We start from the raw sequence: 12,841 nt of genomic DNA, 5'->3' as shown, positions 1-12,841 counted from the left end.
GTGCTGACCGCCTGCAGGCCCGATTGCAGCCCGACGACCGCGACGAACCCGGCGAGGCCGAGATCCCGCAGCAGGGTCGAGGCCGGCGTCGGCATGTTGCCGACCGTCAGGTTGCGACTGCGATACCAACCGAAGGCGAGGCCGGAGAGCAGGGCGCCGCCGCCGCTGCCGAGCGTCAGCGGGATCGAGCCGATGCGAACGACCAGAAGACCGATCAGCAGGCCGACGACGAGGCCGAAGCCGTGGAAGACGAAATCCGTCTTGTCGCTGGGCAGGATGATGCTGCCGACGATCCGTGCCATGCGCTGCACATCGTCCGACGTGCCGTAGAGGGTGACGACGTCGCCAGGCTCGATCATCGTGTCGCCCTTCAGGACGATCGGCTTGCCGGCCCGCTTGACCTCGATGACATAGATGCCGTGGCGGAGCTGCCCCGCGGTGGCCGCATTGATTTCGGCGACTGTCTTGCGCACGAAATCGGGATTGGTGATCGCGACGTCGCGCGTGACGACGATGACATCCATGCCTTCCGAGGATTGCAGCTCGGGCCCCAACTTGGGAGCCAGCCCGACGACGCCGACCCGTCGGCCGATGACGAGGACGATGTCGCCGGCCGTCAGCGGCAATGAAGGCTGCACCGCAATCAAGGCGCCGCCGCGCTTGACGCGTTCGATGCTGACGGGGGACGGGGCGCTCGCCTCCAGGTCTTCGACGGTCTTGCCGGCTCCGGCCTCGATGCGGAAGATCCGTCCGACGAGATCGGGAGCAGCGGCATGTTCGCCGGCTCCATATATCTTGGCGCCAGCCAGAAGCTCGGTCTCGGCCTTGATCGCGTCGTCGCGGATGGTCCGTCCCATCAGCCAGGGCAGGACGTTGACGCAGACGATGATCGCGCCGAACGAGCCGAAGATATAGGTGACGGCGTAGCCGACCGCGACATTGCCTTGCAGTCGCTGCACCTCTTCCGCTGCKAGGCCGAGCTTTCCGATGGCGGCGCTCGCGGTACCGATGATGGCCGACTGGGTCAGTCCACCGGCCGCGATGCCGGCAGCGAGGCCCTTGTCCAACCCCATCACCCGCGCCAGCACGACGACGGTCGCCAGGCCGCTGAGGGCGAGGACCGCCGCCATGACGATCTCGCGGATCGATTGGCGGCCGAGCGAGCGGAAGAATTGCGGTCCGCTTTCGAAACCGACCGCGTAGATGAACAGGGCKAAAAGGACCGATTTGATGCCGTTGTCGATGGAGACGCCAACCTGGCTGATCACGACCGCCACAAGCAGAGAGCCGGCGACGCCGCCGAGCTGGAATTTCCCGAACTGGAACTTGCCGATCCAGTATCCGATCGCCAGCGACAAGAAGAGTGCGATCTCGGGGGATTGGTTCAGGACAGAGTGAACCCAGGACACGGAGCCTCCTTGGTATCGACAAAGTCTTCCGCTGAGGAACTTCGCAGCTTCTGCTACGGTTGCAAGCTAAAAGTGCCGGAACGGCATGAGGGCCCTGCATCTGCCCTATGTTTGCGGAACGACATGTCTAAAAAGCGAGGAATGGCGCTGTTCTTCTCGCTTTTCTCTAAATTTGGCCGGGACGCTGCTGTCTCATGTCGCTCAGGGCGAGGTCGCCGGCGCTACTCAGCGAACCGCGCGCGCTGCTTCCTGTCCGGCAATCCTGCCCGAGAACAGGCAGCCGCCAAGGAAGGTTCCTTCGAGTGCACGATAGCCGTGCAGCCCGCCACCGCCGAACCCGGCCGCTTCGCCAGCCGCATAGAGGCCGGCCAGAGGCGATCCATCGTCTCCGAGCACGCGCGAAGACAGGTCGGTCAAAAGCCCGCCCAGCGATTTGCGCGTCAGGATGTTGAGGCGCACAGCAATCAACGGGCCGTGCCGTGGATCGAGGATGCGGTGCGGTCTTGCGGTTCGGATCAACCGGTCGCCGATATAGGCGCGTGCGCCGCGCAGAGCCGTCAGCTGCAGGTCCTTGCCGAAGGCGCTGTTGGCCTCGYGGTCGCGTGCTTCGATCTCGGCGCGAAGACGCGCCTCGTCGATCAGGTTGTCGCCCGTCAGGGCATTCATGCGCGCGACGAGGCGCGAAAACTCCGCCTCGACGATGAAATCCTCGCCCTTGTCMATGAACGCCTGAACCGGACCCGTAATGCCGGCAGTGGCGCGCTCGATCACCTTGCGCCAGCTCTTGCCGGTAACGTCGGGATTCTGCTCCGAACCGGAAAGCGCGAACTCCTTGGCGATGATGCTCCGGTCGAGCACGAACCAGGAATAGTCGAAGCCGGTCTTCATGATGTGCTCGAGCGTTCCGAGCGTGTCGAAGCCGGGAAAGAGCGGCACAGGCAGTCGGTTGCCGCGCGCGTCGAACCAGAACGGGGAGGGGCCGGGCAAGATGCGGATGCCGTGCTTCGGCCAGACCGGGCTCCAGTTCCGGATGCCCTCGACATAGTGCCACATCCGGTCGCCATTGATCAGGCGCGCGCCGGCCGCTTCGGTGACTCCGAGCATCTTGCCGTCGACATGCTCCGGTACGCCCGACAGCAGGCGCTTCGGCGGCGTACCCAGTCGCGCAGGCCAGTGTCGCCGCACGAGGTCATGATTGCCGCCGATGCCACCCGAACAGACGATCACGGCCTGGGCCTTCAGCGTGAACTGGCCCACCATGCCGCGGGAACTCGCCTCTCCGCGTCTGACCCCGCTCGTCTCCAGGATTTCGCCCTCGACGCCGTCGATCGCGCCTGCACTCTTCGTCAGCCCGGTGACGCGATGGCGGAAGCGCAGCGAAGCCAGCCCGCTTGCCGCAGCCTCGCGCACGCGTCGAAGGAAGGGTTCGAGCAGACCGGGGCCGGTGCCCCAGGTGACGTGGAAACGCGGCACCGAATTGCCATGCCCGGTTGCGAGATAGCCGCCGCGCTCGGCCCAGCCGACGATGGGAAACCAGCGGATGCCCTGGCGGTGCAGCCAGCTGCGCTTCTCGCCGGCTGCGAAATCGACATAGGCTTTTGCCCAGCGCCGCGGCCACTCGTCCTCGTCGCGATCGAAGCCGGCCGAGCCGAACCAATCCTGCAGTGCAAGCTCACGTGAGTCGTGGATCCGCAACCGGCGCTGCTCCGGCGAATCGACCAGGAAGAGCCCGCCAAAGGACCAGAAGGCCTGCCCGCCGAGCGACTGTTCCGGCTCCTGGTCGAGCAGGATGACCCTGCGCCCGGCATCGGCAAGCTCTGCCGTGGCGACGAGGCCGGCGAGGCCTGCCCCTATGACGATGACATCTGCATCGAGCGGCATGATCAGCCCCTTCGCCAGGCCATTTCCCCCGCAACCACTATGGCGACACCGTCTGCGGCGACAAGGCGGCCCGGCCCCGGTTGACGAATGGCCCGGGCTGCGCGAACCCCTTGGGTATGAATATGATTGCCCAGCGCCCTTTTCTCGGTGTCACCAGCTCGGCGCTCGGCCGCATCTGGCGTGATCGGCTCGATGCCGCAGGGCTCGGCCGTGCCGAGGCCCTCTCGCAGGTCGAAGGGCTCCCCGATATCGTGGCACGCGTGCTTGCCGGACGCGGCGTCGAGGCTGCCGATGCCATGCGCTATCTCGAGCCGAAGCTGCGCGATCTCCTGCCCGACCCCTCGACCCTGGTCGGCATGGATGCGGCTGCCGCGCGCCTGGCAAGCGCGGTTGCAACACGAGAGGCCGTCGCGATCTTCGGGGACTACGACGTCGACGGCGCCTGTTCCTCCGCCCTGCTGGCGGGTTTTCTGCGCGATGCCGGCGCCTGGCCGCGCATTCACATTCCGGACCGGCTGATCGAGGGGTACGGCCCCAACAGCGAAGCCATCCGCATGCTGGCCGCCGAGGGGGCGACGCTGCTCGTCACGGTCGATTGCGGCACGACCAGCCATGAACCGCTGGCAGAAGCGCGCCGGCTCGGCCTGGATGTCGTCGTGCTCGACCATCACCAGGCGCCTGAACAGCTTCCGCAGGTCGAGGCGCTGGTGAATCCGAACCGGCAGGACGATCTCTCGGGGCTCGGCCATCTCTGCGCCGCCGGGGTCGTTTTCCTGACGCTGGTCGCGACCGCCCGAGAACTGCGTCGGCAGGGCTTCTGGGCGCAGCGTGGCGCCGAGCCGGATCTGCTCGCCTCGCTTGATCTCGTCGCACTTGCGACCGTTGCCGATGTCGTGCCGCTCAAGGGGTTGAACCGCGCCTTCGTCCGGCAGGGCATCGCGATGCTGCGCGGCCGCACGCGGGCGGGCCTCGCGTCCTTGCTCGACGTCGCCGGGCTCGATGGCCCTGTTCAGCCCTGGCATCTCGGGTTCCTGCTCGGGCCGCGCATTAATGCGGGTGGACGCATCGGCGATGCCGGCCTTGGCGCGCGGCTGCTGATGACTGCCGACGAGATCGAGGCGCGCAGCATCGCCGCCGAACTCAACCGCCTGAATCAGGAGCGGCAGGAGATCGAGAAGCTCGCCGTCGAGGAGGCGGTGGCGCAGGCCGAGTACGCCTTGACGAAAGCTGAGGACCTGCCGGTCCTGCTGGCGCGTTCGGCCGACTGGCATCCCGGCATCGTCGGTCTCGTCGCGGCGCGCCTCAAGGAGCGTTTTCGCCGCCCAGCCTTTGCGCTGGCGCAGAACGGGGAGGGCGGCGCGACCGGCTCGGGCCGTTCGGTCGCCGGCGTCGATCTCGGCCGCGCCGTCAGGCAGGCGGTGGACGCGGGGCTTGCGGTGAAAGGCGGCGGCCACGCCATGGCGGCCGGCGTCACGCTGGCCCCGGGGCAGGATACGGCCTTCCATGCCTTTCTCGCCGAACGTCTCGCTCCGGAGGTCGCCCAGGCGCGCGAATCGGAATCGCTGCTCGTCGATGCGGCGATGAGCGCGGGCGGCGCCAATCCCCGCCTGCTGGCGGAAATCGAGAAGGCCGGCCCCTATGGCGCCGGCTGCCCCGAGCCCGTCTTCGTCTTTCCCTCGCATCGCCTGGTCGATGCCGTCGAGATCGGCAGCGGCGGCCATGTCAGGATCAAGCTCCGCAGCGGCGATGGCGCCACGATCGGCGGTATTGCCTTCCGCGTGGCCCAGGAACCGCTGGGCCGTGCGCTACTGGCCGCACGCGGCGAAAGCGTGCATCTGGCCGCAAGCCTCACCCTTAACCGCTGGGGCGGCAAGGAAACCGTGGAAGTGCGGGTGATCGATCTTGCCCGGGTGGTGTGAGCCCATCTGGCCTGTGCATGACTGCTATCTGGCGTCGAGAATTTGCCAAACTCAGGCTTGCCGATCCGGGAATGTCGCACTATAGCTCGCCCCGCTTCCGATGGGTTGCAACKAATTGCAACCGAAGCCTTGCGGCCTTCGTCTATCGGTTAGGACACCAGCCTTTCACGCTGGGGAGACGGGTTCGACTCCCGTAGGCCGCGCCACACTCCTTATGGGGTGTTAAATATCTGAAAAATCGGGATATTCGCTGAAGGGCGGCCGGGACGTGCCTACGATGCCCCCTTCGTGAGACGATTCTATTGTTGATCTCAGATACGAGCCACTGAGCCCGTCCTCGTGACCATCGGCTCGTCGCCGGGAACGAACGGCGTCATCTCCCCAGGCGGACGAGCCGACCGCGGGGGATGACGACGCGGGTGCAGCTTGCCGCTGTCAGGCTTCGATGGCGCATCCCAGGCGGGCAAGAGTTGCATCGATCCAACTCCGATCGTCCTTGCCCTCTTTGATCGCCAGCATCTTCTTTTCTTCCGCCTCGTGCTTCTTGCGCGCGGCTTCATAGATCGCGTCGGCGTGGTCGAAGGGCACACAGAGAATGCCGTCGTCATCGCCAATGACGAGATCGCCGGGCTCGATCACCATGCCCTCGATCGAGATCGGAACGTTGATCTCGCCCGGCCCGTCCTTGTAGGGGCCGCGATGGCTGATGCCCGCTGCGAAGATCGGCAGGTCGTTCTCGCGGATCCAGGCGGCATCGCGCACTGCTCCGTGGAGCACGATGCCGGCGATGCCACGCGTCTGCGCATGCGAGATCATGAGTTCGCCGATCAGCGAGTTCGTGAGATCGCCACCCGCATCCACGACGATGACATCACCGGGGGCGGCGAGATCGAGCGCCTTGTGGATCATCAGGTTGTCGCCGGGGCGTGTCTTGACGGTGATGGCCGGCCCGGCCATGACGCCGCCGCGATGAAGCGGGCGAAGCGAAGCGCCGCCCGCCGTCATCCGCGACATCGAATCGCTGACATTGGCCACCGGCAACGCGCGGAAACGCGCGATGAGGCTGCTGTCGACCTGGCGGCGACGCTTGAGAATCCGAAATCCGAGCATGAGCTATCCTTTGCTGTCTGCGCCAGCCAGCCGGGGTCGAGATGCATCCGTGGTGGCGCCGAGGGATTGCCCCGTTTGGGGCAATGACGGGCGAGGCCGGCTCGATCACGCTGCGTTTGGACGAAATCGTCAAAACGCAGAAAACGTGATCGAATCTAATAGTTTAGAGCATGCTGCGAAAAGCCGTTGCCACTTTTCGCAGCATGCTCTATGTCGCGCCGGCCTCTTCGCGGTCGACGCGCTCCTTGCCCCGGCGGATCGCGGGTAAGACCATGCTGCCGAGAAGCAGCATCGTCACGATGAGGAAGCCGAGGCTGATCGGGCTGGTGAGGAAGACCGTGAAATCGCCTTGCGACAGGAGCAGAGCGCGACGGATGCTCTCTTCCATCAGGGGGCCGAGCACGAAGCCGAGCACCAGGGGCGCAGGCGGGCAGTCGAGCTTGGCCAGAACGTAGCCGAGCACGCCGATGCCGGCACAGAGATAGACGTCGATCGCGCTGCCGTTGATGCTGTAATTGCCGACCGCGCAGAACATGATGATCGACGGGAAGAGCCAGCGATAAGGCACGCTCAGCAGCCGCACCCAGATTCCAACCAGCGGCAGGTTGAGCGCCACCAGCATGACGTTTCCGATGAACATGCTGGCGATGACGCCCCAGAACAGCTCCGGGTTGCGGGTCATGACCGTCGGTCCCGGCTGGACGCCGTTCATCACGAGCGCGCCGAGGATCAGCGCCATCGTGGCGCTTCCGGGAATTCCCAGCGTGAGCGTCGGTATGAAGGCCGTCTGGGCGGCGGCATTGTTCGCAGCCTCGGGAGCCGCGACGCCCTCGATCGCACCCTGACCGAAGCGCGAGGGATCCCGTGCCAGCTTCTTCTCGAGCATATAGGCCGAGAAGGACGAGATCGATGGACCGGTACCCGGCAGGATGCCGAAGAACGAACCGATCGCGGTTCCGCGCAGGGTCGGCAGGGTGATCGCCTTCAGATCGGACAAGCTTGGCATAAGTCCGGCGATATTCGCCTTGAAGATGCCGCGCTCTTCTTTTTGCTCCAGATTCATCACGACTTCCGACAAGGCGAATATGCCGACCGCMAGAACCGTGAAGCCGATGCCGTCGGCAAGTTCGGGCAGGCCGAACGTGTATCGTTCCATGCCCGAGTTCACGTCAGTGCCGATAAGGCCGAGGAGCAGGCCCACGACAACCATGGCAAGCGCCTTGAGCATGTCGCCATGCGACAGCACCGATGCCGAAACGAGCCCCATCACCATCAGCGAGAAATACTCAGGCGCGCCGAACTGCAGCGCCCATCCCGCGAGCGGCGTACCGAGCAGCACGATCAGCAGCGTGCCGATGCAGCCGGCAACGAAGGACGAAATCGCAGCCGTGGCGAGAGCTGCCCCGGCCCGGCCGTTCCGAGCCATCTGGTAGCCGTCGAGACATGTCACGGCCGACGACGTTTCGCCCGGCAGGTTGACGAGGATGGCGGTGGTGGAGCCGCCATACTGGGCGCCATAATAGATGCCCGACAGCATGATCAGCGCCGAGACCGGGGGGAGCCCGAAGGTTATCGGCAGCAGCATCGAGATCGTGACCAGCGGCCCGACCCCGGGCAGCACGCCGATCAGCGTTCCGAGCGCGACGCCCAGAAGGCAATAGGTCAGGTTCTGGACCGTCATGGCGACGCCGAACCCGAGCGCGAAATGTTCGAGCATCTCCATGGCTCAGAAATTCCAGGCGAAGAGCGGATAGGGCAGCTTCAGGCCCCAGATGAAGACGATCACGGCGAAAGAGCTCATCACGGCGGTCAGCACGAAGACTTCGCGCAGCCTGAACTCGTTGCCGGCATAGGCCGCGACCAGGAACATGAGCGCCAGCGCGGGCAGGAACCCAAGGCGCTCGATCGTGAAGCCGAACAGCACCATGGCCAGGGTCAGTAGGAAAAGCGGAGCCCAGGACCATGGACCGGCCAGGTTTCCGCCCTGCCTCAATCCCTTGATCAGGATGGCGACGCCGAACGCGATCAGCAGGCCGCTCAGGATTTTTGGGAAATAGCCCGGCCCCATCCGCACCGTGCTGCCGAAGCGGTAATCGAGCGAGATATGGAGCGCGATCGAACCCAGGCCCATGAATAGGAGCCCGGACAGGACATCCTTGTTTCTCATCACATCCGATTTCATCAGGATCTCCATGCTCCGGCATCGGGGTCGCAACGAGCGGGCTTTCGGGGCCACGCCTTGGCGCAAACCCGGCAGCCAAAGGCCTCATTCCCGGATGGTCCCGGCCCTATATTGCCGGGCGAGCCAATCCGAGGATCTTGGTCTGGCTGCAGAGTGTCACGGCAGTTCAGGCCCGACCTTCAGGACCTCGCAATGGCTGCTTCACCGCGCCGATTGCGACCTGCCAGCCCTGAACACCGGAACAGGCGCTGATCGATGCCGCAGTGAGCCGCCTTTCGGGCAGGCGCCCGAGAGTGCAGGCGGCGCCGGCAATCCCGAGCGCAAGGCAATGGCCGCCGCCAACCCGGCCCTAGTCGTCAGCCTTGACGTCGGCGGTTTTGATGACCGCGGTCCATTTCGGCACGTCCGATTTGATCAGGGCGGAGAACTCCTGTGCGGTGCCGCCGATCGCCTCGGCGCCAGCCGCCCTGAGCTTCTCCTTCGTGTCCGGCATCTGCAGGATCTTGTTGATCTCGGTGTTCAGGCGCGCGACGATCGCGTGAGGCGTGCCGGCGGGGGCGGCCACGCCCCACCATGTCACGGCCTCAGAATCCTTGACRCCAAGCTCCTCGAAGGTCGGAACCTCCGGCAGGTCGGAGCTGCGGGCCTTCGCGAAGATCGCGAGCGGGCGCATCGTGCCCTCCTTGATATGAGACATCGCCGAGGGCACCGAGGCGACATAGACGTCGACGCGCCCGCCGAGGAGATCGGGAACGGCCTGCCCTGTGCCCTTGTAGGGCACGTGCAGGAACTTCACCGCAGTCCGCTGCTGCAGCAACTCGCCGGCAAGATGCGAGCTGGTTCCGACGCCGGGCGTCGCGAACTTAATGGCGTTGGGCTTGTCCTTTGCTGTGTTCAGGAGATCCCTGACCGACTTGATCGGCGAATCCTTGGCGACGACCATCACCTGCGGCGCCGACGCGGTGAGCGCGATCGGGGTGAAATCCGCGATCGGGTCGTAGTTCGCCTTTCCGAGGATTGGGTTGATGACCATGTTGGCGTTCTGCGCCAGCACGATCGTATAGCCGTCGGGCTTGGCCTTGCCGGCTAGGCCTAGGCCGACGCTGCCGCCGCTGCCGKGCTTGTTCTCGGGCACCACCGTCCAGCCGGTCGTTTCGCTGAGCTTGGCCGCCACGACCCTGGCCACGACATCGGTCCCGCCGCCGGGAGGAAATGGCACGATCATCCGGATGGCCTTGTCCGGATATTGCTGCGCATGCGCCACCGACGTCAGCGCCGATAGCGCCAGTCCCGCGAGGGCTTTGTAGGCAATCCTCATGTTCGTCTCCTCCCGGTTGTTTCTGTTTGCCCGGCTTCGTGCGCCAGGTTCATTCCGCAGCGAGTTCCGCGAGCCTTGCCAAGCTGCGTGCATCGGCTGCGTTGCCGTCCAGCACCGAAATGACGTGCTGGGCCGCAATTTCTGCCATGGCCTTGGCCGAACCCTGTGTCACGCCGGCGATATGCGGGGTCACGATCAGGTTGGGCAAAGTCCAGAGCGGGTTGTCCTTGGCTGGCGGCTCGAGCGCGAAACTGTCGAGGCCGGCGCCGGCGATCCTGCCCTCGCGCAGCGCCTCAAAGAGAGCCGGCTCACTGATCAGGCCACCGCGCGCCGTGTTGACGACGAAGGATGTCGGCTTCATCAGGCCGAAGCGCTCCGCATTGAGGAGATTTCGCGTCGCGTTGGTCAGCGGGCAATGCAAGCTGACGATATCGGCTTCCGCGAGCAGGCTTTCCAGATCACGATTGCCCCCGTTCCCAAACTGCGCGATCTCGCGTTGGGCATGGGGGTCGTGCATGATCACGGGCATGCCAAGCCCGGTGGCGATCCGCGCGACCTCCTGGCCGATCGCGCCGAAGCCGACAAGGCCCATCACGGTGCTGGCGATGTCCCGCCCTAGGAAACTGGGCTTCGGCCACTCGCCACCCTTCACGGCCCGATCGAGGCGAGGAATGTCCTTCAACAACGCCAGCGACAGCGCGATCGTGTGTTCGGCAACGGCGCGCGAGTTCGAGCCCATGGCGCGAATGACAGGGATATTCCKCGATGCCGCCGCGTGAAGATCGATGTTGTCGACGCCGACACCGTGCTTCGCGATGACCCTGAGCCTGGGCGAGGCGGCGATGATCGTGTCATCGACGCGGCCCTGTCGGACGATCAGCGCATCGACCTGCAGCTCGGCAACCCGCTGGGCCACGAGATCCGGCGCGGCATAGGCGGGCGAGAAGAAGACATCGACGTCATGGGCGTTGAGAAGCTGGATGGCGCCTTCGGCCAACCGGTCATGCGTGACAAGCACGCGTCTGCCACGCGTGGCGACACGGGTATCGATCATCGGTGCGTTTCCTCGTGGCGCTTTCTGTCCCCGGGTGATGCCAGGTGCCGCGCCTTCCCCAACACTATTGACCGATGGGCAGCCACTCGTATGCTGAAATAATGACATATATCGATGATCTTTCCGCATGAAACATCCGATCGACGGGGTCGAGGYGTTCATCCAGATCGCCGAGCTCGGCAGCTTCAACAAGGCGGCCGAAAAGCTGCATGTCACCCAGACCGGGCTGACGCGCCGCATCCAAAGGCTCGAGAGTCATGTCGGCCTCAAGCTGCTGGACCGCACGACCCGCACGGTGGCGCTGACGAGCATCGGCCGGGAGTTCCTGCCGGAGGCCAAGCGCATGGTCGACGAGGTCGGCCGATCCTTCGACCGGCTGAAGACGATCTCGCGCTTTTCTACAGGCGACATCGCGATCGCCTCGGTACCGTCGCTGATGTATGGGCGCCTGCCGCGCATTCTGCGGACCTATGCCGTGCAGCATCCGCATAATCGCGTCGAGATCCTCGACCGGACCAGCATCCTGGTCATCGAAGCAGTGCGCCGACGCCAGGCGGAGTTTGGCCTGCATGTGCAGCCGCCGAACCAGCCGGACCTCCATAACGAGGTCCTGGTTCGCGATCCCTTCGTCGCCTATTGCCGCACCGACCACCCGCTCGCCGGAAAAGCKGCCATAGCCTGGGCAGAACTTGCGGATTTCGACCTGATCACGCTCGGCGGCAGCAGCGGCAACAGGCTGCTCATGGAAGCCCAGCTCGCCCGCTCAGGCATCGAGGTCAGGACCAAGTTCGTCGTCGAGTACTTCTCGAGCGCGATCGGGCTGGCGTCCGAAGGTCTGGGCGTGGCGATCCTGGTCGCCTCGATCGTCGAGAACCTGCGCCCGGACCTCGCCCAGATCCCGCTGGTGGACCCCGTCATCGACCGGCCAGTCTCCGTGATCCGGCGGCACGGGGAAACGCTGACCCCGGCGGCACAGGCTCTCTATAGCCTGATCGCGCGCGACCTGGGCCCTCTCGGCGGCGCGTGAGGGGAACGCCATTCGTGCGGCACTCATTCCGATCGGTCTCATCCGGGTGCCGAAGGGAGCCTCCGCTGCGAGGGGGCTAGCCCGTTGGACGTGGCCGCATCTCACAGTGACTGACTCAAGTGGAGGCGCATTCCGCGACGACCGGAGTGACACCCGAGGTTATGCGTTCATGAACGCTGGGGGAACTCGCCCCACTGCTGGCCGCTGGTCCGCTGCGAACCGATCAGCGAGCAGTCAGGTCTTCTTAATTGCGGCCAAGCCTGCAAGGGTGTAATCTCGCCGAGCGCTGATACTGCTGCGCAGTTGCCATTCCGCGTGCCTGTTGCCGATTGGAATGACGCTTGAGCGATACTTGTGCCGTAAGTTCTCATCAGAGAAAAGAGCACCCTCATTCTGTAATAACATCCCTGCCGAGCTGCTCGTCCGGGATCAGGCGCAGTGCCTTTTCTCGGTAGTGACGATCGTTTATCGGTCTCAATTCCGTATCCATACTTCGCTTGAGGCCAAATTTCCGACAGTAAATTGAAATAATTCAATCTTATACGACGATATAACCTGCAGAAATTTCTCGTATTGGCGTGTTCATGCGTCTACTTCAGCGGAGTAACCCGCCATGAGCATCAATCTCGTATCAATCATCATGCAGTTCCTGTCGCCTGATCTGATGTCCAAGCTGGCTGCATCATTGGGCGTGGACCAGTCTTCGGTTGGCAAGGCGACCAACGCCGCTGTCCCCGGCTTRCTGGCGACGCTTACGGGTGTCGCATCCACGCCGGAGGGATCACGCAAATTGTTCGACACGGTTTCGCAGCAGAATCCGGGAATGCTTGACAGTCTCGCCAGCATGATCGGCGGCTCTGACCAGAAGACAGTCGCCGACAGCGGTACGAATATGCTCTCCTCGCTCCTCGGAGGTTCGGCGATGTCCGGACTTGCTGGCG

The 12,841-nt window shown here is 64.7% G+C and carries 10 protein-coding genes and 1 tRNA gene; 4 read left to right on the top strand and 7 right to left on the bottom strand.

The annotated features are described in order from the left end of the window. The coding region (aspT, locus tag AC1DJT_RS25755) for an aspartate-alanine antiporter (protein WP_476835150.1) at nt 1–1,409 on the bottom strand (1,409 nt) is incomplete at its 3' end. Between the two features lie 225 nt (nt 1,410–1,634). Next, nucleotides 1,635–3,290, bottom strand: coding sequence for an FAD-binding dehydrogenase (locus AC1DJT_RS25750; RefSeq protein WP_476835149.1), 1,656 nt, complete (start codon nt 3,288–3,290; stop codon nt 1,635–1,637). Between the two features lie 116 nt (nt 3,291–3,406). Here AC1DJT_RS25750 and recJ point away from each other — a divergent pair, with 116 nt between their 5' ends. Together recJ and AC1DJT_RS25740 are read left to right on the top strand one after the other, a co-directional pair. Further along, complete coding sequence (recJ, locus tag AC1DJT_RS25745) at nt 3,407–5,209, top strand: single-stranded-DNA-specific exonuclease RecJ (RefSeq protein WP_476770604.1); 1,803 nt, start codon at nt 3,407–3,409, stop codon at nt 5,207–5,209. A 131-nt stretch (nt 5,210–5,340) separates the two neighbouring features. Next, nucleotides 5,341–5,415 (top strand) — tRNA-Glu (locus tag AC1DJT_RS25740). 229 nt (nt 5,416–5,644) lie between these two features. Here AC1DJT_RS25740 and AC1DJT_RS25735 read toward each other — a convergent pair. The 5 genes from AC1DJT_RS25735 to AC1DJT_RS25715 all read right to left on the bottom strand — a co-directional run bounded on the left by AC1DJT_RS25735 (nt 5,645) and on the right by AC1DJT_RS25715 (nt 10,873). Then, nucleotides 5,645–6,319 carry an RraA family protein gene (locus tag AC1DJT_RS25735; RefSeq protein WP_441490915.1) on the bottom strand — a complete coding sequence of 225 codons (675 nt, stop codon included), beginning with the start codon at nt 6,317–6,319 and terminating at the stop codon, nt 5,645–5,647. A 208-nt stretch (nt 6,320–6,527) separates the two neighbouring features. Next, nucleotides 6,528–8,042 carry a tripartite tricarboxylate transporter permease gene (locus tag AC1DJT_RS25730; RefSeq protein ID WP_441507044.1) on the bottom strand — a complete coding sequence of 505 codons (1,515 nt, stop codon included), beginning with the start codon at nt 8,040–8,042 and terminating at the stop codon, nt 6,528–6,530. A gap of 3 nt (nt 8,043–8,045) precedes the next feature. Next, nucleotides 8,046–8,501: a tripartite tricarboxylate transporter TctB family protein gene (locus tag AC1DJT_RS25725; RefSeq protein WP_441490913.1), complete on the bottom strand. Its 456-nt coding sequence runs from the start codon at nt 8,499–8,501 to the stop codon at nt 8,046–8,048. A 349-nt stretch (nt 8,502–8,850) separates the two neighbouring features. After that, nucleotides 8,851–9,819 (bottom strand): Bug family tripartite tricarboxylate transporter substrate binding protein, encoded by a 969-nt coding sequence (locus AC1DJT_RS25720; RefSeq protein ID WP_476835148.1) that lies wholly within the window; start codon nt 9,817–9,819, stop codon nt 8,851–8,853. Nucleotides 9,820–9,868: 49 nt separating this feature from the next. Continuing rightward, a complete protein-coding gene (locus AC1DJT_RS25715; RefSeq protein ID WP_441490911.1) occupies nt 9,869–10,873 on the bottom strand; it encodes a hydroxyacid dehydrogenase in 1,005 nt (334 codons plus the stop codon). Between the two features lie 127 nt (nt 10,874–11,000). On the opposite strand from AC1DJT_RS25715, the gene AC1DJT_RS25710 reads away from it, so the two are divergent. Both AC1DJT_RS25710 and AC1DJT_RS25705 read left to right on the top strand, forming a co-directional pair. After that, nucleotides 11,001–11,900, top strand: coding sequence for a LysR family transcriptional regulator (locus tag AC1DJT_RS25710; protein ID WP_476835147.1), 900 nt, complete (start codon nt 11,001–11,003; stop codon nt 11,898–11,900). A 613-nt stretch (nt 11,901–12,513) separates the two neighbouring features. Then, nucleotides 12,514–12,841, top strand: a 328-nt coding sequence (locus tag AC1DJT_RS25705; protein ID WP_476835146.1) for a DUF937 domain-containing protein, incomplete at its 3' end; no start/stop codon positions are given.

The sequence above is a fragment of the Allobosea sp. 05T422_2 genome (assembly GCF_056396265.1).
This window is presented reverse-complemented; position numbering and strand designations above follow the sequence as displayed.